23 protein-coding genes are annotated in these 25,413 nt (G+C 66.8%); 8 read left to right on the top strand and 15 right to left on the bottom strand.

Going from position 1 to position 25,413, the window contains the following annotated elements; translation table 11 throughout:
* Nucleotides 1-191: 191 nt before the first annotated feature.
* The 3 genes from MF270_RS27545 to MF270_RS27535 all read right to left on the bottom strand — a co-directional run bounded on the left by MF270_RS27545 (nt 192) and on the right by MF270_RS27535 (nt 4,108).
* Nucleotides 192-734: a VOC family protein gene (locus MF270_RS27545; protein ID WP_238368788.1), complete on the bottom strand. Its 543-nt coding sequence runs from the start codon at nt 732-734 to the stop codon at nt 192-194.
* Nucleotides 735-975: 241 nt separating this feature from the next.
* Nucleotides 976-2,064, bottom strand: coding sequence for a substrate-binding domain-containing protein (locus MF270_RS27540; protein WP_238368787.1), 1,089 nt, complete (start codon nt 2,062-2,064; stop codon nt 976-978).
* Nucleotides 2,065-2,476: 412 nt separating this feature from the next.
* The gene (locus MF270_RS27535) at nt 2,477-4,108 is read right to left on the bottom strand and encodes a GMC family oxidoreductase (protein WP_238368786.1); all 1,632 of its coding nucleotides are present in this window, start codon (nt 4,106-4,108) and stop codon (nt 2,477-2,479) included.
* A gap of 430 nt (nt 4,109-4,538) precedes the next feature.
* Between MF270_RS27535 and MF270_RS27530 the strand changes: the two genes are divergently transcribed.
* Nucleotides 4,539-5,324: an IclR family transcriptional regulator gene (locus MF270_RS27530; protein ID WP_238368785.1), complete on the top strand. Its 786-nt coding sequence runs from the start codon at nt 4,539-4,541 to the stop codon at nt 5,322-5,324.
* A gap of 4 nt (nt 5,325-5,328) precedes the next feature.
* Complete coding sequence (locus MF270_RS27525) at nt 5,329-6,147, top strand: IclR family transcriptional regulator (protein WP_238368784.1); 819 nt, start codon at nt 5,329-5,331, stop codon at nt 6,145-6,147.
* Nucleotides 6,148-6,176: 29 nt separating this feature from the next.
* On the opposite strand, the gene MF270_RS27520 is transcribed toward MF270_RS27525, so the two are convergent.
* The 5 genes from MF270_RS27520 to MF270_RS27500 are packed head-to-tail and all read right to left on the bottom strand — an operon-like array spanning nt 6,177 to nt 11,027.
* Complete coding sequence (locus MF270_RS27520; RefSeq protein ID WP_238368783.1) at nt 6,177-6,869, bottom strand: EthD domain-containing protein; 693 nt, start codon at nt 6,867-6,869, stop codon at nt 6,177-6,179.
* Nucleotides 6,866-8,017 carry an NADH:flavin oxidoreductase/NADH oxidase gene (locus tag MF270_RS27515; protein ID WP_238368782.1) on the bottom strand — a complete coding sequence of 384 codons (1,152 nt, stop codon included), beginning with the start codon at nt 8,015-8,017 and terminating at the stop codon, nt 6,866-6,868. Before MF270_RS27515 ends, MF270_RS27520 begins: the two co-directional genes overlap by 4 nt.
* A gap of 10 nt (nt 8,018-8,027) precedes the next feature.
* Entirely contained in the window at nt 8,028-9,362 is a 1,335-nt protein-coding gene (locus MF270_RS27510; RefSeq protein WP_238368781.1) for a TRAP transporter large permease, read from the bottom strand.
* Nucleotides 9,355-9,930 (bottom strand): TRAP transporter small permease subunit, encoded by a 576-nt coding sequence (locus MF270_RS27505; RefSeq protein ID WP_238368780.1) that lies wholly within the window; start codon nt 9,928-9,930, stop codon nt 9,355-9,357. The genes MF270_RS27510 and MF270_RS27505 overlap by 8 nt, the downstream gene beginning before the upstream one ends.
* A 53-nt stretch (nt 9,931-9,983) precedes the next feature.
* On the bottom strand, nt 9,984-11,027 hold the full coding sequence (locus tag MF270_RS27500) for a TRAP transporter substrate-binding protein (RefSeq protein ID WP_238368779.1): 1,044 nt from the start codon (nt 11,025-11,027) through the stop codon (nt 9,984-9,986).
* Between the two features lie 167 nt (nt 11,028-11,194).
* Between MF270_RS27500 and MF270_RS27495 the strand changes: the two genes are divergently transcribed.
* Nucleotides 11,195-11,572, top strand: coding sequence for a VOC family protein (locus tag MF270_RS27495; protein WP_238368778.1), 378 nt, complete (start codon nt 11,195-11,197; stop codon nt 11,570-11,572).
* A 31-nt stretch (nt 11,573-11,603) separates the two neighbouring features.
* On the opposite strand, the gene dmmC is transcribed toward MF270_RS27495, so the two are convergent.
* The 4 genes from dmmC to MF270_RS27475 form a co-directional block, all read right to left on the bottom strand.
* Entirely contained in the window at nt 11,604-12,671 is a 1,068-nt protein-coding gene (gene dmmC / locus MF270_RS27490; RefSeq protein WP_238368777.1) for a dimethylamine monooxygenase subunit DmmC, read from the bottom strand.
* A gap of 11 nt (nt 12,672-12,682) precedes the next feature.
* Nucleotides 12,683-13,669: a PDR/VanB family oxidoreductase gene (locus tag MF270_RS27485; protein WP_238368776.1), complete on the bottom strand. Its 987-nt coding sequence runs from the start codon at nt 13,667-13,669 to the stop codon at nt 12,683-12,685.
* The gene (dmmA, locus tag MF270_RS27480; protein WP_238368775.1) at nt 13,666-14,274 is read right to left on the bottom strand and encodes a dimethylamine monooxygenase subunit DmmA; all 609 of its coding nucleotides are present in this window, start codon (nt 14,272-14,274) and stop codon (nt 13,666-13,668) included. Before dmmA ends, MF270_RS27485 begins: the two co-directional genes overlap by 4 nt.
* 67 nt (nt 14,275-14,341) lie before the next feature.
* Entirely contained in the window at nt 14,342-15,487 is a 1,146-nt protein-coding gene (locus tag MF270_RS27475; RefSeq protein ID WP_238368774.1) for an aminomethyl transferase family protein, read from the bottom strand.
* 441 nt (nt 15,488-15,928) lie between these two features.
* On the opposite strand from MF270_RS27475, the gene MF270_RS27470 reads away from it, so the two are divergent.
* The 4 genes from MF270_RS27470 (at nt 15,929) to glnT (ending at nt 20,336) form a co-directional block, all read left to right on the top strand.
* A complete protein-coding gene (locus MF270_RS27470; RefSeq protein WP_238368773.1) occupies nt 15,929-16,858 on the top strand; it encodes a class II glutamine amidotransferase in 930 nt (309 codons plus the stop codon).
* The gene (locus tag MF270_RS27465; protein ID WP_238368772.1) at nt 16,858-17,535 is read left to right on the top strand and encodes a GXGXG domain-containing protein; all 678 of its coding nucleotides are present in this window, start codon (nt 16,858-16,860) and stop codon (nt 17,533-17,535) included. The genes MF270_RS27470 and MF270_RS27465 overlap by 1 nt, the downstream gene beginning before the upstream one ends.
* 42 nt (nt 17,536-17,577) lie before the next feature.
* Nucleotides 17,578-18,930, top strand: a complete 1,353-nt coding sequence (locus MF270_RS27460; RefSeq protein WP_238368771.1) for an FMN-binding glutamate synthase family protein — start codon at nt 17,578-17,580, stop codon at nt 18,928-18,930.
* Nucleotides 18,931-19,007: 77 nt separating this feature from the next.
* Nucleotides 19,008-20,336, top strand: coding sequence for a type III glutamate--ammonia ligase (glnT, locus tag MF270_RS27455; RefSeq protein WP_238368770.1), 1,329 nt, complete (start codon nt 19,008-19,010; stop codon nt 20,334-20,336).
* 309 nt (nt 20,337-20,645) lie between these two features.
* Here the strand turns inward: glnT and MF270_RS27450 are convergent, their stop codons facing one another.
* Both MF270_RS27450 and tdm read right to left on the bottom strand, forming a co-directional pair.
* Nucleotides 20,646-21,074, bottom strand: a complete 429-nt coding sequence (locus MF270_RS27450; RefSeq protein ID WP_238368769.1) for a group II truncated hemoglobin — start codon at nt 21,072-21,074, stop codon at nt 20,646-20,648.
* Between the two features lie 55 nt (nt 21,075-21,129).
* Complete coding sequence (gene tdm / locus MF270_RS27445) at nt 21,130-23,499, bottom strand: trimethylamine-oxide aldolase Tdm (RefSeq protein WP_238368789.1); 2,370 nt, start codon at nt 23,497-23,499, stop codon at nt 21,130-21,132.
* Between the two features lie 122 nt (nt 23,500-23,621).
* Here tdm and MF270_RS27440 point away from each other — a divergent pair, with 122 nt between their 5' ends.
* Nucleotides 23,622-24,467, top strand: coding sequence for a DMT family transporter (locus MF270_RS27440; RefSeq protein WP_238368768.1), 846 nt, complete (start codon nt 23,622-23,624; stop codon nt 24,465-24,467).
* Between the two features lies 1 nt (nt 24,468).
* On the opposite strand, the gene MF270_RS27435 is transcribed toward MF270_RS27440, so the two are convergent.
* The gene (locus MF270_RS27435) at nt 24,469-25,317 is read right to left on the bottom strand and encodes a bifunctional 5,10-methylenetetrahydrofolate dehydrogenase/5,10-methenyltetrahydrofolate cyclohydrolase (protein WP_238368767.1); all 849 of its coding nucleotides are present in this window, start codon (nt 25,315-25,317) and stop codon (nt 24,469-24,471) included.
* Nucleotides 25,318-25,413: the final 96 nt, after the last annotated feature.

Here is a 25,413-nt window from a genome sequence, read left to right as displayed (position 1 = left end):
AGGAACCGCGTCACCCCGGACGCAACAGACGCCAACCGCGACGCCTCAATGAAATCACTCGGGCTGTGGTAGTTCATACCCGTCTCCCTTTCCTCGCCCGGCCCACATGGCCCGGCCCTGTTCAAAGTCATGGCAGGCCCGCGGGGTGCGCGTGCCTGCCGGGTGTCGGTCGCGAGGAAAGCACGGGGCGCTCAGGCCCCGGACAGTTCCTTCGCATGCAGCCAATCGGCGTGTTTCGGCGCCTTCCTGGTGCGGCTCCATTCCTCGAGCATGTCCCATTTGACCGCGTCGAGCCGGGCAAGGTTCTTGTCCTGCTCGGGGTCCGGGGCCGCCAGTTCGACCCGGTGGCCATTCGGGTCGAAGAAGTAGATCGAGTGGAAGATCGTGTGATCGGTCACGCCGAGCACCTCGATCCCGTTCGATTCGAGATGATCCTTGTATTCCAGCAGCGCGTCGCGGTCCTTGACCTGGAAGGCGATGTGCTGGACCCAGGGCGGCGTGTTCTCGTCGCGCCCCATCTCGGGCTTGGTCGGCAGTTCGAAGAACGCCAGGATGTTGCCGCCCCCGGCATCGAGGAACAGATGCATGTAGGGGTCGGGTTCGTGGGTGGATGGCACCTTGTCCTCGGCGATGGCCAGGACGAAGTCCATGTTGAGCATCTTCGTGTAGAATTCCACCGTCTCCCTGGCGTCCTTGCAGCGATAAGCGACGTGGTGAATGCGTTCGACCTTCATGGATCTTCTCCTCCGATTTGGTTACATGTGTAACCATTAGGCCGTCATTCGTCCGCCGGACTTGATCTGGATCAATTCGACCATGTTTAATTGCTTCGTTCACGTCGAATTTTTGGCACCCTGGGCGCCCAGAGCCCGATGCCCCGCCGGAGGCCGGCGTGGGAGCCTCCGGCGGGAGTATTTGTGGAATAATGAAAGGGGTGCGGCGCGCCGGAAGGATGGCCCGGCGCGCCGCTGGCGGTCACTGCGCGAAGAGCGCCTGCAGCTTGTCGATCGGCAGCGACGAGGCGAGGTCCGCATCCGGCGGCATGGTCGGATCGCACTTGGGGTCGAGCCCAGCGGTGCTGTCGGCGAAGGGGAAGGCGACCAGCGCGCGCGGCTCGGGCTGCTCCATCCCGTTGCGGGCGGCGAGGCCGGCGCGCAGGGCAAAGCGGACATCCGCCGTGGTCCCGCTGAGCGCCAGCTGCGGCCAGGCATTGCCGGCGGCCTTGGCGTCCATGTACTTGCAGGAATATTCGTTGTTGGTCGCGATGAAGGCCATGGCTGGCATCTCGACCCCCGCGCTTTCGAAGGCCTTGACGGCGGCAAGGCTGGTCACGCCGTAATCCGAGGCGACGGCGTCGATCTGCGGATAGCGGGCGATCAGGCCGGCGACGGCCTTTTGCGCATCGGCCGGGTTCCAGTTGGTGACGATGAAGTTGTCGTCCAGCAGCTCGATCCCGGGGTAATCGGCCAGCCCCGCCTTGTAGCCGTCAAGGAAGGTGACGGACGAGGCCGACCCGGCCAGCCCGCCAAGGAACACGGTCGTGCCCTCGCCGACCGTCTCGCCCACCCATTTGCCGAAGATCGTGCCGGCGGTATAGGCGTCCTCATAGGGGTTGGCGGCGTAGTCCACGCCGATCTCTCCGCTGAGGTCCGAGAAATAGGGCACCATGGTCGTGCCCGCCTGCTGGGCCGAGCGATAGGCCGGCAGCGCCGCGTCGCCGAAATCGGTGAAGGTCACGATGATCTCGTAGCCCTGCGTGACGAAGCCGTTGATCGCCGCGTTGTAGGCCTGCACGTCGCCGCCGGCCTCGGCATAGGTCACCTCGGTGATGTTGGCGCATTTGGACGCCTCGTCCTGGATCTCGGCAAAGGCGGTCTTGCGCCAGGAATTGCCGCCGAAGCCGTCGATCAGCGCGACGCGGATCGGCTCGGTCCCGCAGAGCGGGGTGATGTCGGCATGGTTGTTGACGAGGGTGTAGTCCTGCGCCAGCGCGCCCCCTGCCCCGAGCATCAGCACGATCGCAGAGCCGGCGGCCGCCCCTTTGAGTTTGGTCTTGTTGGTCATTGTCTTCCTCCCTTTGGCCATGTGAAGTCCCGCGGGGGCTGGCCCTGGACCCGCGGCCCCGGCAAGGAGGCGCCTGCGCGATCCTCCCCCTGCCGGAGGGCGCGGCGCCGGGATGGCGCCGCAGATCTGTTCGTGCCGCGCGGCCCTGCTGCGTGAAGAGCGCGCTCAGCTTGTCCTCGGGCAGCAGCGACGACAGGTCGGCGCCCTGGTCGACGCGGGCCGGCGCTTCGGCCAGGGCCATCGTGCCGCAAAGGGCCACGGCGGCGCAGCTGGCCGACAGGGCGGCAAGGCGCGCGCGGGTTGTGGAACGGGTCATGTGATCCGGCCTTCAATCCATGTCTTCGGGTCCGGCCTTCGGGCCGGGGTATCGGTGCACCCCGCCTGGGCCGGGTGTCTGTTCGGGGTCCGGCGCTCAGGCCGGGACGAGATCCTCGACGCCCTTGAGCACGGGTTCGCCGCGGGCGGCGGCCTTGATCATGTCGGCGGCTTTCTCTGCGATCATGATCGTGGGAGCGTTGGTGTTGCCGCTGGTCAGCGTCGGCATGATCGAGGCATCGACCACGCGCAGGCCGGTCAGCCCGTGCACGCGCAGTTCGTCATCGACCACAGCCATCGGGTCAGAGCCCATCTTGCAGGTGCCGACCGGGTGGTAGACGCTGTTGCAATCGTCCTTGATGTATTCGTCGAGTTCGGCATCGGTCACCTTGTCGGCACCGGGCAGGTATTCCGCGCCCCGGATCGCGTCGAAGGCCGGCTGCGCCAGGATCTCGCGCGTCATGCGCAGCGCGTCGCGCAGCACGCGCAGGTCGTCCGGCACCGACAGGAAGTTCGGGTCGAGTTCGGGCAGCTGGAACGGGTCGTCGGATTTCGCCATGACCGTGCCGCGGCTTTGCGGGCGCGAGATGTTGAAATAGGGCATGCAGCCCTCGACGTTGATGATCTCGCGGCCGTGGTCCTTGTACATGATGTTGTTGAAGTGGGTCTGCACATCCGGCGCCACGATATCCTCGCGCGTCTTGAGGAAGGACATGACCTCGACCCCGTGGCCCGCCACCGGGCCCTTGCCGGTGGTGTAGTATTGCAGCAGCGCCAGCGCGGCGGCATAGGGCTTGGTCTGGTTCAGCAGCGACACGGGCTTGCTGAGCCCCTGCTTGACCGAGCTGGCCAGGTGGTCCTGCAGGTTGCGGCCCACGCCCGGCAGCGCATGCACGGTATCCACGCCGATCCGCGACAGGTGCTCGGGATCGCCGATGCCCGAGATCTGCAACAGGTGCGGCGAGTTGAAGGTACCGCCGCAAAGGATGACCTCCTTGTCGGCGTACAGAGTCTTTTTCTGGCGGCCCTGGATGAACTCGACCCCGATGGCGCGGCCGCCCTTGACGAGGATCTTCGACACCATGGCCTTGGTGTGGAACGTCAGGTTCGGGCGCTTCTTGACCGGGGTGACGTAGCAGCGCGACACGCTCGACCGGATGCCGTCGCGGACGGTGCCGTCACAGGGGCCGACGCCGTATTGGTCGCCGCCGTTCAGGTCTTCGTTGTAGGGAATGCCCATCTGGATGCAGGCGTCGCGATAGGCCACGCAGGGCTCGGCCTCGATCGGGTTGCGCGTGGTGGCCAGAGGGCCGTCGAAACCGTGCACCTCTTCGTCGCCGCCGCCGCCCCAGTTCTCGGCGCGTTTCATGTAGGGCAGGATGCTGTCGTAGTTCCAGCCGCGATTGCCCAGCTGCGCCCAGTGGTCGTAGTCGGTGCGGTGGCCGCGGGTGTAGATCATGCCATTGACCGTGGTGCAGCCGCCGACGCTTTTCGCGCGCGGTACGAACATCACCCGGTTGTTCACGTGCTTCTGCGGAACGGTGTAATAGCCCCAGTCCAGTTGCAGCGTCTGCATCAGGCGGAAATAGCCCATCGGCATATGGATCCAGGGGCTCTTGTCCCAGTCGCCCGCCTCGATGACGGCGACCTGGACGCTCGGATCCTCGCTCAGGCGATTCGTCAGCACGCCGCCGCCCGATCCCGCACCGATGATGATGTAATCCGCCATGTCCGATCCTCCCTGATGCCCGCCCGGGGCCGCGTTCCCGGGCGACCTCGGCCACCCTCTCCTCGCCATCGGTTTTGCCATCTACAAATAGCTTAGTCAATTAATAATTGACGAACGCATTCGCAGATTTCGGGACGCAGGAAGACACACGACCGGGCCAAGGCCCCCGGCCATCCGTGTGCGCCTGCGGATTGCCTTTCAAATCAGGTTGATGGGCGCTGCACTGCTGGAGGCGCGCAGCAAGGGGCACCTCCGACCCCCGGTCAGATCCGGCGCCGACCCCGGCGGCACACGCCCCGCGCAAGGTAAATCCGAGTCGGATGATCGCCGCGCTTGCGCAGCAAGAGCGTCCTATTTAAGCTAACGGGTACGCATATGACAAATTTCGCGCCACATTGGGCGCGGCATGTCCGGAGGAGGACCAGAGCGGATGAAGGGAGGTGCGCGCGGCATCCAGTCGATCGAGGTCAGCGGCCGCATCCTCGATGCGCTGATCATATCGGGCGAACCCATGATGCTCAAGGACCTGGCCGAGGCAGCCGGCCTGAAACCGGCGCAATGCCATGCCTACCTGACCAGCCTCAAGAACGTCGGCCTCGTGCACCAGGACTGGGCCACGGGGCATTACTCGGCCGGGCCGGCGGCGCTGCGGCTGGGGGTCAGCTGGCTGCAAAGCGATTCCATGACCGCGCAGACGGTCGAAGAGCTGAAGGCCATCACCGAAGAGCTGGGCGTGATGTCGCTGATCACCGTCTGGGGGCAGTTCGGCCCCACCATCGTGCACATCTACGCCGGGCTCACCCAGGCCGCACTGAACCTGCGGCAGGGGTCGCTGTTTTCCGTCACCGGGACGGCGGCCGGGCGGGTCTTTGCCGCCTATTGCCACGGCCCCGAGATCCGCGCCCAGGTCGAGGACGAGCTGGCCCACCGCGCCGTCAGCCCCTCGCTGGGCGAAGAGCTGACGACCGAGGACTTCGACGCCCACATGCGCGACATCGAGAAACACGGCTATTCGGCTGCCAATGAAAAGCCGATCCCCGGGGTGAACGCTGTGGCGGTGCCGCTTTTTGGCGCGGACGGCCGGCTGCGGCTGGTCGCCTCGCTGATCGGCGGCATCGACCGGCTGCCGGTGGGCGAGGCGGACCTGCCGGTGCAGCGCATGCTGGCGCTGTCGAAACGCCTGTCGCGGGGCGCGCCGGCCCCGGTCGAAGGATGACAGCATGAGCCCGACCACCCCCACCGCCCGCAAGCCACGCGCCCAGAAATCCGAAGGCCGCGGCGTCCAGTCGATCGAGCTGGGCGCGCGGCTGCTGTTCGCGCTGTGCCAGGAAGGCGAGCCGATGATGCTCAAGGACCTGGCCAAGCTGGCCGGCTTCGCCCCGGCGCAGGCCCATGCCTACTTGGTCAGCTACCGCAAGATCGGCCTTGTCGAACAGGATGCCGCCAGCGGGCGCTACCGGCTGGGGCACCACGCGCTTGACCTTGGCATGGCGGCGATGCGCACCACCGACACCATGGCCCTGGCCGGCGAGGTCGTGCGCAACCTCTCGGCCGATACCGAGCTGAACGTGGCGACGGTGGTCTGGGGCTCGTTCGGGCCGACAGTGATCCAGGTCGAGGAAAGCGGCCGGCAGCTGAACATGAACACCCGCCCCGGCACGGTCTATTCGATGACCGGCACGGCCAGCGGGCGGGTGTTTTCCGCCTTTCTTGCCGACAAGATCGTAAAGGATGCCATGGCGCGTGAAAAGCGCGAGGCGGTGGGCGCGGGCCGGGTCGGCCGCGCGCGCTTCATGTCCAAGAGCGAGATCGAGGAAATCCGCGAGCGCGGCTGGGCCACGGTCGAGGATGCGCCGGTGCCCGGCATCTCGGCCTATGCCGCCCCGGTCTTCGATCACACCGAGCAGATCGTGATGGCGATCACCATCATCGGCCAGGATCACTACCTCGAGCCCCGCGCGCGGGAGGTCTTTGTCCCCGCCCTGCTGGAGGCCACGGCGCGGCTGTCGAACGAACTGGGCTACCGGGTCGATGCCTGAGCCTGAGCCGGACCCGGGCTCGGCCCGGGTCAGACGATCCGCCGGGTTTCGACGAAAAAGGGCGTGATCTCGGCCAGGAACTTGGCCGCGTGTTCCTGCGTGCGGGCGACGATCTCGCTGGCATAGAGCTTGGCCGCCGTCTCGCGGTCGCGGAACCGGAACTCGACGATCCCGTCGACCGGCACCGCGCTGTAGGGCGCGCTGCGGTCGCGGTCAGCTTGGTAGCGGTCGATCACGATGTTCTGCACGTACCCCAGCACGTCCGGCCATTGCCGCACCAACCCGGCGTGGACCGTCAGCCATTCGTGGCGGAACTCGGCGACGCTCATGCCTTCGGGCCGGCGCAGCAGGGTCATCCGCTTGACATAGGGTCCCTGCCCCGGTGCCACCGGCACCACGACATGTTTCTCGCAAGCGACCACGTGGACATCGGCAAAGACATTGCCCTCGTCCACCACGGTCGGCGCATAGGCCGCGTCCGTGACGGCGGCCCGCATGGCGGCATGGTCGTCGAAATGCAGCTCGGACATCCCGTCGAGGTTCCACGGCCCCCGCGCCGCGTCGATGCCGAACTGTTGGCTGTCGACGACCCGGTGCTGGTCGTAGCGGCGCAAGCCCTTCATCTTCGCGGCCAGCGGCCCGTGCACGTCGCGCCAGTGATGGTCGAAGGCGGCGTCCGTGACATCCTCGCGTTTGCGCACCAATCCGAAGCGGGCGATCATTGCGCGGCCTCCTCGGTCAGCTTGCGCAGCACGGGTTCACGCTTGTCGAGCCAGGCGCCATGGCGCAGCGGCCAGAGCGCGAAATCCTCGGCCCCCAGAGCGCGGGCGGCATGGGCGGGCCAGTAGGGATCTTCCAGCGCGGCGCGGCCGATGGCGACCAGGTCGGCCTGGCCGCCCGCCACGATCTGCTCGGCCTGCTCGGGGCCTGTGATCAGGCCCACGGCCTGGGTCGGGATGCCGATCTCCTTGCGGATACGGGCGGCATAGGGCACCTGGAAACCGAAGCCGCGCGGCACGTTGGAGCGGCGCGTTTCCTCGGAAAGCCCGCCCGACGAGCAATCGATCACGTCCGCGCCCAGGTCCCGCAGCCGCTGCGCCAGCACCACGCTGTCGTCCAGAGACCAGCCCCCTTCGGCCCCGTCCACGCAGGACAGGCGCACAAAAAGCGGCTTGTCTTCGGGCCATGCGGCCCGGGTGGCTTCGGTGATCTCGATGGCCAGCCGCATGCGCCCGTCCAGCCCGCCGCCATAGGCGTCGTCCCGGTGGTTCGAGATCGGCGACAGGAAGCTGGCGACCAGGTAGCCATGGCCGAAATGCAGCTCGAGCACGTCCATGCCCGCCGCATCGGCGCGGCGGGCGGCGTCCACGTGCTGCTGCGTGATCTCGGCGATCTGTGCGGCGCTCAGCGCCTCGGGCACCGACCATTCGCCGCTGGCCGCGATAGCCGAGGGTCCGACGCGGCGCCAGTCGGCGCCCATGGCATCCAGCGCCTCGGGGCTGAGCGCGCGGCCGCCTTCCCACAGCGGTTTGGAAAACGCCTTGCGCCCGGAATGGGCAATCTGCACGCCCATCAAGGCCCCGTGGTCATGGACGAAATCGGCGATCCGCTTCAGCCCCGGCACGTGGTCGTCCGACCAGAGGCCGAGGTCCGCTAGGCCCACCCGGCTGTCGGCCGAGACGGCGGTGCTTTCGGTCAGCACCAGTGCCGCGCCGCCCAGCGCGAACTTGCCGTAATGCACCAGGTGCCAGTCGGTCGCAAAGCCGTCCCGGCCGGCGTGCTGGCACATGGGCGAGATGGTTACGCGATTGCGGAACCTCCGCCCCCGTATGGTCAGCGGGGTGAACAGCGCGGGTTGGTCTGCGGGCAAGGGTCTCTCCTCAGCGGACGGCATGGGGCAGGTGCAGCACCAGCTGCGGCCAGGCGATCACCAGCACCAGCGCCGCGACCTGGATCAGCACGAAGGGGATGATGCCACGGTAGATTGTCGCGATGGGAATGCTGGTGTCGACCCCGCGCAGGTAGAACAGCGCGTAGCCGAAGGGCGGGGTCAGGAACGATGTCTGAAGGTTCACCGCCAGCGCGATGGCGAACCACAGGGTCACGTCGCTGGCCGGCAGGCCAAAGTCGAGCCCCGCTACGATGGGCGCGACGATCGGGATGACGACCAGCGTGATCTCGACCCAGTCGAGGAAGAAGCCCAGCACGAAGATCAGCGCCATGACCACGCCGAAGGTGACATAGGGGCTGACGTCTCCGAAATGGAACATGTCCTCGACCATGCCGTCGCCGCCGAGCTTGCGGAAGACGAGGGAGAAGACGGTCGCCCCGATCATGACAAAGGCGATCATGGCCGTGGTCTTAGCGGTCTCGTGCACGGCCGTCCGCAGCGCCTTGAAGGAAAAGCCCCCGGTCAGAATCGCCAGCAGCGTGGCGCCCGCCGCGCCGATGGCGGCCGATTCCGTGGGCGTCGCGATGCCGGCGACGATGGTGCCCAGCACCGACAGGATCAACAGCATCGGCGCGACGAGGTCGCGGGCCAGCGCCAGGGCGGCACGGCCGACCGAGATGCCCGCGACCCGCTCGGGCGGCGGCATGCGGTGGGGCGACAGCAGCGCCACCACGATGATGTAGCCGAAGTAAAGCGCGGCGAGGATCAGACCGGGCCAGATCGCGCCCATGAAGAGGTCTCCGATCGGGACGCGCAGCTGGTCGCCAAGGATGATCAGCATGATCGACGGCGGGATCAGGATGCCCAGCGTGCCCGAGGCCGCGACGACCCCGGTCGCCAGCCGCATGTCGTAGCCCGCGCTCTTCATCGCCGGCAGGGACATCATCCCCATCAGCACGACCGAGGCGCCGATGATGCCCGTAGAGGCCGCCATGACCACGCCGATCACCACCACGGCGACCGCGTAGCCGCCGGGCAGCCGCCCCGCGAGCGCGGCGAGCGAGGTCATCAGCCGCTTGGCGATGCCGGAGCTTTCCAGCATCAGCCCCATGAAGACGAACAAGGGGATCGCGGCCAGCAGCCAGTTGGTCAGCGTGCCGGAATAGATCCGCTGCACGCCCATCGACAGGAACACCAGCGGCACGTCGGCGAAGATGGCAAAGGCGATGCCGACGCCCGCAAGGACAAAGGCGACCGGGTAGCCGCTAAACAGCAGCAGCACCAGCGCCAGCAGCATGGTGATCGGCCAGATGTACTCAGCCATCGAGGCTCTCCTCGAATTCGGGGCCGTCGCGGCGGCTCAGCCCGCGCAGGGTACGGATGGATTGCACGATCCCGGCCGCGCCCAGCAGGGCAAAGGACACCGGCAGCGCGCCCTTGATCAGCCAATGGGCGGCCAGCCCGCCCTGGTTCGACCCCTCGCCCGTGCGCCAGGCGACCGCGGCAAAGTTCGACCCGTAGCGCACCACCAGCCAGCACAGCGGCAAGAGCAGGAAGGTGTTGCCCAGCACCGTCACCCAGCCGCGCCAGCGGCGGGACATGGTTCCGGCGATGAAGTCCACGGTGACATGGCGGTGGTCGAGATGTGCCCAGATCCCGCCGAACAGCACGATCAGCGCGAAGATGTACCATTGCAGGTCGACCAGGGTGTTGACCGTCAGCCCTCCGCCAAGGATCGGCACGCGGCCTTCCCAGTCGTAAAGAGTCGAGAGACCGAACTGCGCGGCGACGACCGACAGCACCACCGACAGGATCAGCGGCAGGATCAGCCATGACGCGATCCGTCCCGGCCAGCAGAGCAGCCGGTAGGACCATGAGAGGAAAAGATGCATGGGGGCCCCCGTGAGGTGCCGGGCAGGCAATCAGGCGCCTGCCCGGTCGGGTGTCACTTTGCCGGCGGGATCGCCTGCAGCGCGGTCCATTCGCCGACCGTGTCCATATAGGTCCGGAGCGAGGTCAGCGCCTCGGCGAACAGCGGATCGGCGGCGGCCTGTTCGTCCAGCACCTCGTTCGCGGCGACGCGCAGGTCGGCCAGCACCTCGTCGGGGAAGCGGCGCACTTCGGCCCCGGCTTCGCGGATCGACGCGATGGCGGCGGCCTGCGCATTCAGCTGGTCGGCGAGGTTGAAGGTGATGTTGGCGCGACAGGCCTGCATCATGATCTCCTGCGTCTCGGCGCTCATCGCATCCCAGACAGACATGTTCACGATGACCGAATCCCAGGCGGCCTGCTGGTGCCAGCCCGGGAAGTAGTAATACTTGGCCACCCGCTGGAACCCCATGCCGACATCGAGCGACGGGGCCGAGAACTCGGCCGCGTCCAGGCGCCCGGTCTCGAGGCTCAGGTAGATCTCGCCCGCGGGGACCAGCTGCGTGTTGGCGCCCAGCTTGGCGAGGGTCAGCCCGCCAAGGCCCGCGATGCGCATGTTGAGACCCTGGAAATCGGCGACCGACGCGATCTCCTTGTTGAACCAGCCGCCGGCCTCCTGCACGACCACGTGGCAGGGCAGGTACTTGACGTTGAACGGGTCATAGGCCTTCTGGATGATCTCCATCCCGCCGCCGTGGAACATCCAGGCCATGGCCACGTCGGGCGACGGGCCAAACGGCATGGAACCCACGATATTGGCGACCGGGATCTGCTGCGACCAGTAGCCGGCCCAGTCGAACCCCATGTCGAGCGCGCCGTTGCTGACCGCGCCGAAGACCTCGAAGGGCGGCACGAAATCGCCGGCGCCGTGCACCTCGATCTTGGTGTCGCCGCCGGTCATCGCCTCGACCATGGCGGCAAAGTTCTGCGGGCTGTAGCCTAGCGACGGCACGTTGAGGCCGAAGGTGCTTTGCAGCGTGTAACTGTCGGCCTGGGCCATGCCGGCCAGCGCGACGGACGTGGCACCGGCAAGCGCGGCGACTTTGACGAAATTGCGCATGTGTCTCCTCCCTTAAGACATCGGCCCGGCAGGTTGGGGACGCGGGCCTGATGCCTCTCTATTAGACATTGACGAATGTAATTGCAATGAAATAATCCAAATGCGCGTGAAATCCTGTGCCGGCCTTTGGTCTTTCTCGAATCGACAGGCCGTGTCACGCTGCCCGCATGACCTGGAAACCAGACGGATACCCCTCTGCCAGCCCCTACCTCTTTGTCCGCGACGCGGAGGAAACGCTGCGCTTTCTTGAAACCGTGTTCGGCGCGACGCGCCTGCGGGTGATCCCGCGCGACGGCGGCGGGATCATGCACGCGGAGGCGCAACTGGATGACAGCGTCATCATGATGGGAGAGGTCCCGGGCGGCGCCGACACCAACGTGCATGTCTACGTGCCCGACGCGGCCGCGACCCTTGCCAAGGCGCTGGCGGCCGGCGCGACGGTGGTGCAGCCGGTCGAAGACAAGGGTGATGGCGACCTGCGCGGCGGCGTGGCCGACGGCAATGGTGCGGTCTGGTGGATCGCCACGCAAAAGGCCGCGCCCTGAGGCACGGCCTTTGACCTGAAAGCGCCCTGCCCTAGCGTTGCAGCGGCGGCTCGGTCTCGAGGTCCGGCCAGACGCCGGGCGAGGTCGGCAGACCGTCGTCGTACTGCGAGAGGTAGTCAAGCATCATCGGCCGGTTGGCGATGAACCCCTTGTAGGTCGCCAGTTCGTCCGGCAGGTCGCGCACCACGCGGTGCAGCCGGCGGCCCCATTTCGGCACCGAGACGATGTCCTGGAAGGCAATCAGGTAGCAGCGGATCGGGAACAGCAGCGCGTTGGATCGTGGCAGGCGGTAGAAGGTCTGAAGCTCGACCCGCAGGTGCTGCTTGGCGCCGATGTTTTCCGGCGTGAGCGTGGTCTTCTGGATGCCCCACTTGTGGTAGTTCTCGGGGGAGGTATCGAGCAGCGGGTTGACCGTCATCGTCCAGTTCAGCCGCCGCGCCGGCGCGCCTTGCTGCACGTTCAGCAGGAACTTCAGCGCCCGCTTGAAGATCCCCATCTCATGCGCCAGCGGCACCGGGGCGTGCCATTCGAAGAAATCCATCCCGATGTCGAAATCGAGCGACCAGTCCGCCTGGGTCGTCACCATCCCGGCGTCCATGTACAGCATGTCGCCCCGCTGATCGAGCACAGCATAATCGCCCTGCGCCTGCCGGGTGATGTATTCCAGCGGCCCGCAGGGCAGCGTGGTCTCGTCGAGGAAAGTGAACGTATGGTCGATGCCCATGGGCTTGTTCACCCAGCGCCAGCGGCTGCCGTCGCGGTGCAGCTCGAACAGGTCCGGGTAATCCTCGGACTTGCTGACCATGATCAGCTCGAGCGTATCCCAGCCCGCCAGCGTCATGTGCGGCAGCGACTGGCAGCGCAGCGGGTCCTCGGCCAGCACGATGGCGCGGTCGCGCATCTCGGAAAGGTAATGTTCGTCCACGTCGAAGCGCTTCTCGTAGACCGACCCGGAGGGACCGCCCCGGTGCTGCTCCATGTTGACCGAGTACATGTAGCTGTCCTCGTGGAACGGGAAGGGAAAGCGCTTGATCGCCCGGTCCGAGTTGCGGAACGAGTAATCGTCGCGGAAGGTCTCGTCGTTGAATTGGATGGTCATGGTCGCGTTCCCTATCGGTCCAGAACCAGCGTTTCGCCGATGAAACGGCTGACGCAGGGCATGATCTTTTTCCCGCTGGCGTGGTCGTCCTCTTCCAGCCAGTGGTCGCGGTGATCGAAGGTGCCGTCCGCCTCGACCACTTCGGTCTCGCATTGCCCGCAGGCGCCACCCCGGCAGAGGAAGGGCGCATCGACCCCGCAGCGCTCCATCGCTTCCAGGAGGCTCTCGTTCTCACCGACCTGGATCACGATGTCGGATTTGCACAGGCGCACCTCGAAGGGCTTGCCGGGCTGCGGGGCCAGGAATTCCTCGGAATGGACGTTCTCGGCGGGCCAGCCGTGGGCCGTCGCCGTGTCATGCACCCATTTGATCATGCCCGCAGGGCCGCAAACATAGACATGGGTGCCCAGCGGCTGGCCGTCCAGCAGGTCTTCCAGCGCGATGGCCTCGCCGTCCTCGTCGAAAATTGCGTGGACCTTGTGGGGGTATTTCGCCGTCAGATCCTCGACATAGCTGCCAAGGGCGCGGTTACGGCTGGCATAGTGCAGCTCCCATGCGCCGCCCAGGTGCTCGAGATGCGCGATCATGGCCAGGAAGGGCGTGATCCCGATGCCGCCCGCGATGAAGACGTGCTTGCGCGCGCGCCGGTCCAGCGGGAAAAGGTTCACCGGGTAGCTCAGCGTCATCGCGTCGCCCGGTTTGACGTTGCGGTGCATGAACAGGGACCCGCCCCGGCCCGCATCGTCCCGGCGGACGGAAATGGCATAGGTCGTGGGGTCCGACGGGTCGGACATCAGCGAATAGGGGTTCAGGCGCGTGCGCCCGCCATCCTGCATCTCGACCACCGTATGGGCGCCGGGAGAGAACGGCGGAAAGGGCCGGCCATCGGCGCGGGTGAATTCGAACCGGGTGACGAGGTCGTTCACCGGGACCACGGCGCTGACGGTCACGTCGATCCGCTCGGCGCCGGCGCGGGCTTTCTGGGGGGCGGCGCTCATGAGTAAAGCTCCCTCGGTTCGGGGACGTTGCCGGGGTCTTCGGCATCGACGCAGACCCCCTGGAAGGCGGCCAAACGGCGCGAGTAATGGTCGCGGACAAAGAGGTTCAGCCCGCAATGGGCACAGGTGAAGGGGTCGGTCATCACGTCCTCGGTGATGCCCTTGCAATGGACGCATTGCATCCGCCGCGCGACCGAGCCGCGATGCTCGGTCTGGATGGCGCTGTGCGGGATGCCGGCGGCGATCGCCTCGGCCTCGGCCTGGCCCATCAGCCCTTCGGTCCCCGCAAGGTAGACCTGCAGCCCCATATGCGCGTCCGACAGCACGCGCCGGATGCGCTGGACGGACGCGGCGTAGGTCGGGCCGGTGTAGAACTGCGCGGACTTCAGGGCGCGCAGCTGGTCCACGTAGGTCTCGCCGGTGCCCTTGGGGATGTAGATGACATGCGTCTTGGCCATCAGCCCAGGCCCCTGCCCGGCGAGGCTCAGGATCGCCTCGGCGCCCTCGGCATCGGCGATCATCAAATGCGCCTTGCCCGGACGGGGCGCGAGCGTGCCATAGACCGGGCGGCTGCGGATGCTTGGAGGAAACTGGAATGTCGACATGCGGTCGGTCTCTCCGGTTGCGTCAGATCAAAAAAGGGCACCGCGCCTGCGGTGCCCTGCTGTGCGGTCAGCCCTTGGCGGTGCGGATCGCCTTGTCCTTGTCGTAGAAGGGCATCTCTTCGGCGGTGCAGGCGATTTCCGTGCCGTCCTTCTGGCGCACGGTCAGCTTGGTGCCCGGCACGGCGCACTCGACCGGCATCCGCGCGATGCCGACGTTGTGGCCGTTGAGGTCGGAATTCATGCCATAGGTCACGACGCCCACGACCTCTCCGCCTTTCAGCAGGGCCGCCCCCATGTCGGCGGGCGTGGTCCCCTCGAGCTTGACGCCGTAGATCTTGAACCGCTCCTTGCCCTCGCGGGCATAGTGGTTCTCGGCCCCGCGGAAGCCGGTCTTGCCGGGCGAGACGGTGAATTCCAGCCCCAGCTCCCACAGCGAGTCGCCTGCCGTGTCGTCCTTGAACGGATAGGTTTCCGAGTTGTCGCCGGGATAGAACAGCAGGTAGCTTTCCGTCCGCAGCAGGTCGAGGGTCGAGAACTGCACCGGCCGGATGCCCATGTCCTTGCCATCCTCGAGGATCGCATCCCAGAGTGCGATGGCATGGCGCCCCTCGCAGAAGATCTCGTAGCCGCGCTCGCCGGTGTAGCCGGTGCGCGAGATCATGACCGGCTTGCCGAAGAGCTTGGTCTGCATGATCCCGAAATAGGCAAGATCCCGGATGCCCGGCACGTGCTTGGCCAGGAAGTCGACCGCCACGGGGCCCTGCAGCGACATGTCGTGCAGGTCGTCGTCGAAGATCATGCTGACGTTCTTGCCATAGGCCGCCATGGCCAGGCTCTCGTGACCCGTGCCGGTCCCGTGCACCAGCATCCAGGTGTTCACCGACAGGCGGTAGATGACGCAATCGTCGATGAACAGGCCCCGGTCGTCGAGCATGCAGGCATAGACCGCCCGGCCCGGCATCAGCTTGTCGACATTGCGCGTGGTGGCGCGGTCGATCACGGCGGCGGCATGCGGGCCGCTCAGGTGGATCTTTTTCAGGCCCGAGACGTCCATGAGACCGGCCTTGGTGCGCACGGCCTCGTAATCGGCCTTGGCCCGTTCGTCGGTGTGGTCGTAGAACCACGCGGTTCCCATCCCGTTCCAGTCTTCCAGCTCTCCGCCGATGTCGGCGTGGCGCGGCGCGAGGGCCGAGGTTCTGTAGATGATCGCCATCCGTGACACTCCCTGGTCTGTCCTTTCGGGATATTCAGACCGAAGCCGCACGCAAAATCAACACTAAGGTCAAACTAAATTTCCTGATGGGAATATATAGGGCGCATTTTGCCCGATCCTCAGGCATTGGTCCGCACTTTGGATCAATTGGACCCAATCTGGCCTGCCCGGGCAAGACCTTTTTCGCCCGGCAGTGGCCTGAGGGAATCACGTGCCGCCGCGTGTGGCTTCGTCAGGCAAGGTAGAGAACGCGCGCGCCCACGCGCGCAAGGGGGGCCAGCCCGCACTTGGGGCTGGTCAAAAAACGGGCAACGCGCCGGGCCAAACATTGCCTCACAGTAAAATATTTTTCACTTGAGTTGCATGTGTGCCGAGCCGGTGCTAGCTTGCCCTCATCACCCCACCACGGGGCCTAGAATCAAACCACGGAGAGTCGCCGATATGTGCGGAATTGTTGGACTTTTCCTGAAGGACAAGGCGCTCGAGCCGCAGCTCGGCGCCCTGCTCACGGACATGCTGATCACCATGACCGACCGGGGGCCGGACAGCGCCGGCATCGCGATCTACAACGCCTCCGACGCGGCACACGCCAGGCTGACGGTGCAGTCGGAAACCCCCGACGCCGACTTTGCGGACCTTGCCGAAAAGGCCCAGGCCATCGTGGGCGGCCCGGTCACCCTGTCGCGCCGTGACACCCACGCGGTGCTGACCGTGCCCGCCGGCACGGCCGAGGCGCTGCGTCACGCGCTGCGCGACGTCGCCCCCACGGTGCGCGTCATGTCCTTTGGCGACTCGCTCGAGATCTACAAGGAAGTCGGCCTGCCGCGGGACGTCGCCGCCCGCTTCGACATCGCGTCGATGTCCGGCACCCACGGGATCGGGCACACCCGCATGGCCACGGAATCGGCCGTGACCACGCTGGGCGCGCACCCGTTCAACACAGGGCCCGACCAGTGCCTGGTGCACAACGGATCGCTGTCGAACCACAACGTGCTGCGCCGCAAGCTGCAGCGCGAGGGCATCCATATCGAGACCCAGAACGACACCGAGGTCGGCGCCGCCTACCTGACCTGGAAAATGCAGAACGGCGCCACCCTGGGCGAGGCGCTCGAGGCGTCGCTGGACGACCTCGACGGCTTCTTCAACTTTGTCGTCGGCACCAAGGACGGCTTTGGCGTCGTGCGCGACCCCATCGCCTGCAAGCCCGCCGTCATGGCCGAGACCGACCAGTATGTCGCCTTCGGCTCGGAATACCGCGCACTGGTGAACCTGCCCGGCATCGAGACCGCCCGCGTGTGGGAACCCGAACCCGCCACGGTCTATTTCTGGACCCACGGCGCCACCGAAACCCCCAGCAAGAAGGCCGCGTGATGCAGACCTATGACCTGGAAGCCGAGGGCCTGCGCGGGCTGAACAGCGCGCTGCAAGCCCAGACGGCCGAGACCAACCAGACCTCCTGGGAAATCGTCAACCCGCGCGGCAGCCATGCCGTGGCCGTCGGCCTTGATGCCCCGATCGAGGTGACGGTCAAGGGCTCGACCGGTTACTACACCGCCGGCATGAACAAGCAAGCGACCATCCATGTCGAGGGCTCGGCCGGCCCCGGCGTGGCCGAGAACATGATGTCCGGCATCGTGGTGATCGACGGCGATGCCTCGCAATACGCGGGCGCCACCGGACACGGCGGCACGCTGGTGATCAAGGGCAACGCCAGCTCGCGCTGCGGCATCTCGATGAAGGGGATCGACATCGTCGTGCACGGCAACGTCGGGCACATGTCGGCCTTCATGGCGCAGTCCGGAAACCTTGTCGTCTGCGGCGATGCCGGCGACGCGCTGGGGGATTCGATCTACGAGGCGCGGCTTTTCGTGCGCGGCTCGGTCAAGTCGCTGGGCGCCGATTGCATCGAGAAGGAGATGCGCCCCGAGCATATCGAGATCCTCAGGGATCTGCTGGAAAAGGGCGGCTGCGACGCCAAGCCCGAGGAGTTCAAGCGCTACGGCTCGGCCCGGCAGCTTTACAACTTCAAGATCGACAACGCGTACTGAGGAGGCCCTCATGCAGCATAGCGACAGGGCAAAAAAGGTATCATGGCTGTGAAAGACATCAAGCAAGACGGTCCGCCGCGGACGGTTCCGATCCAGTCGGCGACCTTCTCGAACCCGATCAACGCCGAGATCCGCCGCGCGGCGGCCACCGGCATCTACGACATCCGCGGGGGCGGTGCGAAACGCAAGGTGCCGCATTTCGACGACCTGCTGTTCCTTGGCGCGTCGATGTCGCGCTACCCGCTGGAAGGCTACCGCGAGCGCTGCGACACCTCCGTGACGCTGGGCACGCGCTTCGCGAAAAAGCCGATCACGCTGGACATCCCCGTAACCATCGCCGGCATGTCCTTCGGCGCGCTCTCGGGCCGCGCCAAGGAGGCCCTGGGCCGCGGCGCCTCCGAGGCGGGGACATCGACCACCACGGGCGACGGCGGCATGACGCCCGAAGAGCGCGGGCACTCGAAAACGCTGGTCTACCAGTACCTGCCCTCGCGCTACGGGATGAACCCGGACGACCTGCGCAAGGCGGATGCCATCGAGGTGGTCGTGGGCCAGGGCGCCAAGCCCGGCGGCGGCGGCATGTTGCTGGGCCAGAAGATTTCCGACCGCGTGGCCGATATGCGCAACCTGCCCAAGGGCATCGACCAGCGCAGCGCCTGCCGGCACCCGGACTGGACCGGGCCCGATGACCTCGAGATCAAGATCCTCGAGCTGCGCGAGATCACGGCCTGGGAAAAGCCGATCTACGTCAAGGTCGGCGGCACCCGCCCCTATTACGACACCGCGCTGGCGGTGAAGGCCGGGGCCGACGTGGTCGTGCTGGACGGCATGCAAGGCGGCACCGCCGCGACCCAGGACGTGTTCATCGAACACGTGGGCCTGCCGACGCTCGCCTGCATCCGCCCCGCCGTGCAGGCGCTCCAGGACCTCGGCGTGCACCGCGAGGTGCAGCTGATCGTCTCGGGCGGCATCCGCACCGGCGCCGACGTGGCCAAGGCCATGGCGCTTGGCGCCGACGCGGTCGCCATCGGCACCGCCGCGCTGATCGCGCTTGGCGACAACGATCCCAAGTGGGAGGCCGAGTACCAGGCCCTGGGCACCACCACCGGCGCCTATGACGACTGGCACGAGGGGCGCGACCCCGCCGGCATCACCACCCAGGACCCCGAGTTGCAGATGCGGCTCGACCCGGTCGACGCGGGGCGCCGGCTGCGCAACTACCTCAAGGTCATGACCCTCGAGGCGCAGACCATCGCCCGCGCCTGCGGCCACAACAGCCTGCACAACCTCGAACCCGAGGACCTGTGTGCGCTGACCATGGAAGCCGCCGCCATGGCGCGCGTGCCGCTGGCCGGCACCGAATGGTGGCCCGGCAAGCCCGGCACCGGCTTCTGACGACCTTCCTGACCTGGGGGAGCGGCACCCGCTCCCCCTTTTTCGGTCTGACCACAAGAACAACAGGGAACCCAAGAATGACCATTGATCTGGCGACCTACGCCCAGGAAAAGGGCATCAAGTACTTCATGATCTCCTACACGGACCTGTTCGGCGGCCAACGCGCCAAGCTGGTGCCGGCGCAGGCGATCGCGGGCATGCAAGAGGATGGCGCGGGCTTTGCCGGTTTCGCCACCTGGCTCGACCTCACCCCAGCCCACCCCGACATGCTGGCCGTGCCGGACCCGGAGTCTGTAATCCAGCTGCCCTGGAAGCCCGAGGTCGCCTGGCTGGCCAGCGATTGCGTGATGGAAGGCGAAGACGTCGCCCAGGCCCCGCGCAACGTGCTGCGCAAGCTGATCGCCGAGGCCGCCGAAGAGGGCCTGCACGTCAAGACCGGGATCGAGGCCGAGTTCTTCCTGCTGACCCCCGAGGGCGACCAGATCTCGGACCCGTTCGATACCGCGGAAAAGCCCTGCTACGACCAGCAGGCAGTGATGCGCCGCTACGATGTGGTGCGCGAGATTTGCGACTACATGCTCGACCTCGGCTGGGGCCCCTACCAGAACGACCACGAGGACGCCAACGGCCAGTTCGAGATGAACTGGGACTACGACGACGTGCTGAAGACGGCGGACAAGCATTCCTTCTTCAAGTTCATGGCCAAGTCGGTGGCGGAAAAGCACGGCTTCCGCGCGACCTTCATGCCCAAGCCCATCGAGGGGCTGACGGGCAACGGCTGCCACGCGCATATCTCGGTCTGGGACGCGCCCGGCCAGGACTCCAAGGTCAACGTCTTTGCCGGCGCGGGCGACGGCCAGACCGGAGAGGTCGGCCTGTCGGAACGCGGCAAGCACTTCCTCGGCGGGATCATGAAGCACGCCAGCGCGCTGGCGGCGATCACCAACCCGACCGTCAACAGCTACAAGCGCATCAATGCGCCGCGCACGATCTCGGGCGCGACCTGGGCGCCCAACACGGTCACCTGGACCGGCAACAACCGCACCCACATGGTGCGCGTCCCCGGCCCCGGCCGGTTCGAGCTGCGCCTGCCGGACGGCGCCGCGAACCCCTACCTGCTGCAGGCCGTCATCATCGCGGCCGGGCTGTCGGGCATCCGGTCCAAGGCCGACCCGGGCAAGCGCTGGGACATCGACATGTATGCCGAGGGCCACAAGGTCCGCGGCGCGCCGAAACTGCCGCTGAACATGCTCGACGCGATCCGCGAATACGACAAGGACAAGGCGCTGAAGGCGGCCATGGGCGAGGAATTCTCGGCCTCCTACATCAAGATGAAGATGCAGGAATGGAATTCCTTCGTGACCCATTTCACCCAGTGGGAGCGGGACAACACGCTGGACATCTGATCCGGGCCACGCATTCCGGGGGGGCCGCCGCGAGGGGATCGCGGCGGCCTTTTTTCATGCGCTGCGCTTGTGGCCGGTGCCGGACTGAGGGGCCAGCCCCTCACACTCCCCGGAGTTTACAGGCACAATGAAGGGCGGATCTGGCGCCCCTGCTTTCATTATTCGACAAATACTCTCGCCGAAGGCAGCCGCGCCCCGGGCGCGGCACGGGACCTTGCCGGATGTCCCGCCCTGTGGCGCGGACATTCTGCGAGGGGCCAGCCCCTCGCGCTCCCCGGAGTTTAGATGGCAAGATGAAGGGGTGCGGTGTCAGCTGGCCTCGGCGGCGCGGCGGTCGGCGTCGACGCGCCAGTCGGGCACATCGTTGACCAGCATCTGCGCGGCACGGCGCAGGGTGGTGCGGACCTTGTCCACGACCTCGCCCGTCATCCCGCACTCGGCCAGGGCCGCGTCGAAGGTGGCGAGCCACAGCTCGGCATCGCCCGCGCGGATCGGGACGTGGGCGTGGATCTCGCGCAGATCCATGTGACCGACCCGTTCGCGGTAATACGCGCGCCCGCCGAGGAAGCCGCAGAGGAACTCGAACTGCGCCTGGCGGGTATGGGCAAGGCCGTGGCCGCGGAAGTGCAGCCGGTGGAGGGCGTGGACCGCGGGGTCGCTCTCCATCCGGTCGTAGAAGGCGTCGACGAGGGCGCGCAGGGCGGATTCGCCGCCGATGGCGTCGAGGGCGGAGGTCATGTCCGACCCTCGCCCGCCGCCGTGCCCTGCGCCTTGATCCGGGTCAAGACTGGCCTCAAGACCGGGGCCGGGTCTTCTGCGGGTCGTAATGGGCAAAGGGCACGATCCGCGCCGGCAGGCGTTTTTGCTGGCCGTCGAGTTTGCCGATCTCGACCTCGGTCCCTACCGCATGGTGCGCCACGTCCACCCGCGCCAGCGCGATGTTCTTGCCCAGCAGCGGCGAGCGCATGGAGGAGGTGACTTCGCCGATCTGCGCGCGGCCGATGTGGACCGGGTCACCGTGCCCCACGTCAACGTTCGCGTCGATCTCCAGCCCCACCAGCTTGCGCGACGGATGGTCCTTGCGCCGGATCAGCGCCTCGCGGCCGATGAAATCGTCGGGCTTGGACTTGAGCGGCACGGTGAACCCGATCCCCGCTTCGAACGGGTCGGTCTGATCGCTGAAATCATGGCCGGCAAAGATCAGCCCCGCCTCGATCCGCAGCATGTCCAGCGCCTCGAGCCCCATGGGCGTGAGGCCGTGGTCCTGCCCGGCCTCCCACACCGCATCAAAGACGACGCTTGCGTGTTTCGGGTGGCAGAAGATCTCGTAGCCCAGCTCTCCGGTGTAGCCGGTGCGGCTGACCACGACCGGCACGCCGTCGGCATCGCCGATCCGCGCGGGGGTGAAGCGGAACCACTCGAGCTGCTCGAACCCGGGCCGGTGCGGCGCGGTCCAGATCACCTTGGACAGCAGGTCCCGACTTTCCGGCCCTTGCACCGCGATGTTGTGCTGCATGTCGGTCGAGGAGCGCACGAGCACCTTTAGCCCCAGCTTTTCCGCCTGCTCCCGCAGCCACTCGCCACCGTAATCCGATCCGCCGATCCAGCGGAAATTGTCGCGGCCAAGGCGGAAGACCGTGCCGTCGTCGATCATGCCCCCATGCGGGTAGCACATGGCGGTGTAGACCACGCCGCCCTCGGGCAGGGTCTTCATGTTGCGGGTAAAGACGTATTGGCAGAGCGCCTCGGCATCCGGGCCGGTGATCTCGAACTTGCGCAGGGCGCTGAGGTCCAGCACCACGGATTTCTCGCGGCAGGCGTGGTATTCGGCGATCGGCCCGGCGGTCGACATGGAACTTGCCATCCAGAAGCCGTTGTATTCGATGAAATTCTCGGTGAACCGGGCAAAGCTCTCGTGAAAGCCCGTCTGCTTGGTCATCTTCGGCTCCGCGTCGGGTGTGGGCCGGTAGGCCACGGATCGTTGAAAGGTCTCCTGCCCGCTGTAGGTGCGCACATGGATGTCGGTGGGGTTCCAGCCATTGGCGGCGCTGGTGTCGTCCGGGCAGGCCGAGCTGACGCAGACAAGGTCCGTAAGCGCGCGCAAGAGCACGTAATCGCCGGGCCGCGTCCAGGGCTCATCGGCATACATGACGCCGTGTTCGTCCAGGCCGGTGTTGAAGAAGAAGTTGATCGCCATCCAGCCGGCCCGTGCGGTCACGCCGTGCGGGGCCAGCGCGCCGTTGAAATTGTCGGAACAGTTCACGTGGCCGGGATAGCCGATGTCGTCGTAGTACTTGGCCGCGCAGGCCAGGGCAAAGGCGTCATGGCGCCCGACCGTGTCCTGGATCACCTCGACCAGCGGCAGCATGTCCTGGTCGTAGTATTTCGAGTGCAGGCCGGGCATCGGGTAGCTGTGGCCCATCAGCGTCCGCGTGGTGGTCACGTCGAGCGCATGTTCCACGCCCTTGTCGAGTTTGCGCGCGGAAAAGCATTGGAAATCCGTGCATTGCCGCCCGTCCACGTCGAGGATCTGGATGTAGTCGCCGGCCTTGACGAAATAGGCCTCGGCCGTGGCGGACTGCACGCGGATGTCGGCGACGGGGTCGGCGAGCGGGTCGGGCAGTTCGAACCGGGCCGCGCTTTTCAGCACCGCGCGACGGATGTGCACGGTCAGCGGGGTGGCCGTGTCCTGCGCCTCGAGGTCCATGATCCCGCCCGGCGCGGCGATGATCGCTATGCCCTCGCGGGTGACGGTGAAGCTCTCTGCCGTGCCGGCCGGCGTCTGACCATCGAAGAGCTGCACCGCCTGCGCGCGGGCCAGGTCGAGGCCCCGCGCCTCTACCCCCATCCGCAGGCTGCGCAAGGACGCATCCGTCCCGGAGAGCAAAGCCATCAGCCCGGTCGGCGCCCCCTGCCCCCTGGCCCCGATGATGCCGGGATCGAATCGCCCCGAGGTGTCCGCACAGACGATCTCGCAGCGCTGGCCGCCCTCGGTATTGGCGATCTCGATCCGGTCGCCCGGCTCGACGCGGACAAGGATGGCGCCCGCACCTTCGACCACGTAGCGTTCGGTGCCGGGCGGCAGCGAGAACACCTGCGGCTGGAGGATCGCGCTGGGTTTCGGCGGCCCGGAGACCACGGCGGGATACTTCTGGTCCAACATGCGCTTCGCTTTCGTGATTTGCATTTGCGGAATAAAACTTTATCCCTGAGAATATGCAAAGCCGCCTTGCGGCGCAAGCGAGGAAGCGCCACAGACAGGCGCAAAGCGGGCAGGAGGTGCAAATGAGTGCAATCGGGTTGGGGCTGATCGCCGCCTTCTGCTGGGGGCTGCACGACATCGCGATCCGCTACCTCAGCCGCTCCGTGCCGCTGCTGGGCGCGCTGCTCTGCGTGCTGATCGCGGGGCTGGTGTTCCACACCGGCGTGCTGATCGCGCTGGGCGAATTGCGCCTCCCGACCGGGCCAGCCTTCTGGCTCTCGCTCGGGTCCGGGGCGGCGTTCCTGGTCGCCAGCCTTGGGCTTTACCACGCCTTCGAGCGCGGGCCGGTGCGGCTGGTCAGCCCGATCATCGGCGCCTACCCGATCCTGTCGCTGGGCTTTGCCGCGCTTGGCGGCGCGGCTGTGGGCCTCGACCAGGTGGCAGCGGTGCTGGCGATCATTGCGGGCGTCGGCGTGGTCGCCAGCCTCTCGGACAGAAGCGGCGATCCGGTGCCGCCGCGCGGGCCGACCATCGCGCTGTCGCTCCTCTCGGCGGTGGGGTTTGCCACGACCTTCGGCCTTGGCCAGGCGGCGGCCGCCCTGGACGGAGAGTTGCCAAGCACGCTCCTTGCCCGCATCACCGCCCTCGCCCTGCTGGTGGGGATCGTCCTGGTGCGCCGCCCGCCGCTGGCCGTGGGACGCAAGGCCCTGCTGCCGCTGGCCCTGATGGGCGTGCTCGACGGCGTGGCGCTGCTGGCGGTGATGACCGCCGGCACGCTGGACCACCCGCAATTCGCCGCCGTCGCCTCGTCGATGTTCGGGCTCTTCACCATCGTGCTGGCCTGGGGGTTCCTGCGCGAACGCATGACCCCGCCGCAATGGGCGGGATGCGTGGTGGCCTTCTGCGCGATCGGTTACCTGGCCTGGTAAGTCAGATCCAGCCCGCGTCGCGCTGGCGCTGATGCGCCCTGACGGCGTTGCGCAGCAGGATCGCCACCGTCACCGGCCCGACGCCGCCGGGCACCGGGGTGATCCAGCCCGCGATCTCCTTGACCGCGTCGGTGTCCACATCGCCGACGATGCTGACCTTGCCGCCCGCGTCCTTGACCTGGTTGATGCCGATGTCGATGACCACCGCCCCGGGCTTGACCATGTCGGCGCCAATCAGGTGCGCCTTGCCCACGGCGACCACGACCACGTCGGCCCGCCGCGAATGCATCGCGACCGAGCGGGTCATGTGGTGGCACACGGTGACGGTCGCGCCCTCGGCCATCAGCATCATGGCGGCGGGCTTGCCGACGATCTCGGAATGGCCGACCATGACCACCTCAAGCCCCTCCATCTTCAGCCCGGTCGCGCGGATCAGCTCGACCGCGGCCGCCGCGGTACAGGGCGCCATGGCGACGTCGTTGTAGACGATGTTGCCGATCGAGGCCGGGTTCATCCCCTCGACGTCCTTCAGCGGGTGGATCGCCGATTGCAGGGACCGGACATGGATGTGATCAGGCACGGGGCGTTGCAGAATGATCCCAAGCACTTCGGGGTCGTCGTTCATGTCATGGATGAGCTGCTTGCACGCCTCCTGCGTGATGTCGGCGCTCCAGATCTGCTGATCGAACGGCAGGCCCACAAGCTCGGCCGCGCGCTGCTGGTTACGCACGTAGACCATGACCTCGGGCACCTCGCCGATCACGATCGAGACGAGCTTGCCGATCTTCGGCGTCTGCGCCACGTACTCGGCCACCTCGGCAAGGATCCCCTCGCGCACCGGTTTGCCCATCAGCAGGCGGGGGTCGGGCCCCCTCACGCCGTCAATCCTTCGGGCTCTTCGACCCCGTTTGCCCTGCAGCAGGCGGTGAGCGTATTGGCGAGCAGG

Origin of the sequence: Mesobacterium pallidum (genome assembly GCF_019966535.1) — a bacterium.
In the GTDB taxonomy this organism is placed as follows: Bacteria; Pseudomonadota; Alphaproteobacteria; order Rhodobacterales; family Rhodobacteraceae; genus Mesobacterium; species Mesobacterium pallidum.
This window is presented reverse-complemented; position numbering and strand designations above follow the sequence as displayed.

What these genes read in the sequence shown, in the direction of transcription:
- MF270_RS27500 (WP_238368779.1), bottom strand. Translation starts at nt 11,027, where the DNA reads ATGCGCAATTTCGTCAAAGTCGCCGCGCTTGCCGGTGCCACGTCCGTC.
- MF270_RS27485 (WP_238368776.1), bottom strand. Translation starts at nt 13,669, where the DNA reads ATGAGCGCCGCCCCCCAGAAAGCCCGCGCCGGCGCCGAGCGGATCGAC.
- tdm (WP_238368789.1), bottom strand. Translation starts at nt 23,499, where the DNA reads ATGTTGGACCAGAAGTATCCCGCCGTGGTCTCCGGGCCGCCGAAACCC.
- glnT (WP_238368770.1), top strand. Translation starts at nt 19,008, where the DNA reads ATGACCATTGATCTGGCGACCTACGCCCAGGAAAAGGGCATCAAGTAC.
- MF270_RS27440 (WP_238368768.1), top strand. Translation starts at nt 23,622, where the DNA reads ATGAGTGCAATCGGGTTGGGGCTGATCGCCGCCTTCTGCTGGGGGCTG.
- MF270_RS27505 (WP_238368780.1), bottom strand. Translation starts at nt 9,930, where the DNA reads ATGCATCTTTTCCTCTCATGGTCCTACCGGCTGCTCTGCTGGCCGGGA.
- MF270_RS27520 (WP_238368783.1), bottom strand. Translation starts at nt 6,869, where the DNA reads ATGATCGCCCGCTTCGGATTGGTGCGCAAACGCGAGGATGTCACGGAC.
- MF270_RS27465 (WP_238368772.1), top strand. Translation starts at nt 16,858, where the DNA reads ATGCAGACCTATGACCTGGAAGCCGAGGGCCTGCGCGGGCTGAACAGC.
- MF270_RS27495 (WP_238368778.1), top strand. Translation starts at nt 11,195, where the DNA reads ATGACCTGGAAACCAGACGGATACCCCTCTGCCAGCCCCTACCTCTTT.
- MF270_RS27530 (WP_238368785.1), top strand. Translation starts at nt 4,539, where the DNA reads ATGAAGGGAGGTGCGCGCGGCATCCAGTCGATCGAGGTCAGCGGCCGC.
- MF270_RS27470 (WP_238368773.1), top strand. Translation starts at nt 15,929, where the DNA reads ATGTGCGGAATTGTTGGACTTTTCCTGAAGGACAAGGCGCTCGAGCCG.
- dmmA (WP_238368775.1), bottom strand. Translation starts at nt 14,274, where the DNA reads ATGTCGACATTCCAGTTTCCTCCAAGCATCCGCAGCCGCCCGGTCTAT.
- MF270_RS27510 (WP_238368781.1), bottom strand. Translation starts at nt 9,362, where the DNA reads ATGGCTGAGTACATCTGGCCGATCACCATGCTGCTGGCGCTGGTGCTG.
- MF270_RS27460 (WP_238368771.1), top strand. Translation starts at nt 17,578, where the DNA reads ATGGCTGTGAAAGACATCAAGCAAGACGGTCCGCCGCGGACGGTTCCG.
- MF270_RS27535 (WP_238368786.1), bottom strand. Translation starts at nt 4,108, where the DNA reads ATGGCGGATTACATCATCATCGGTGCGGGATCGGGCGGCGGCGTGCTG.
- dmmC (WP_238368777.1), bottom strand. Translation starts at nt 12,671, where the DNA reads ATGACCATCCAATTCAACGACGAGACCTTCCGCGACGATTACTCGTTC.
- MF270_RS27475 (WP_238368774.1), bottom strand. Translation starts at nt 15,487, where the DNA reads ATGGCGATCATCTACAGAACCTCGGCCCTCGCGCCGCGCCACGCCGAC.
- MF270_RS27450 (WP_238368769.1), bottom strand. Translation starts at nt 21,074, where the DNA reads ATGACCTCCGCCCTCGACGCCATCGGCGGCGAATCCGCCCTGCGCGCC.
- MF270_RS27540 (WP_238368787.1), bottom strand. Translation starts at nt 2,064, where the DNA reads ATGACCAACAAGACCAAACTCAAAGGGGCGGCCGCCGGCTCTGCGATC.
- MF270_RS27545 (WP_238368788.1), bottom strand. Translation starts at nt 734, where the DNA reads ATGAAGGTCGAACGCATTCACCACGTCGCTTATCGCTGCAAGGACGCC.
- MF270_RS27435 (WP_238368767.1), bottom strand. Translation starts at nt 25,317, where the DNA reads ATGGGCAAACCGGTGCGCGAGGGGATCCTTGCCGAGGTGGCCGAGTAC.
- MF270_RS27525 (WP_238368784.1), top strand. Translation starts at nt 5,329, where the DNA reads ATGAGCCCGACCACCCCCACCGCCCGCAAGCCACGCGCCCAGAAATCC.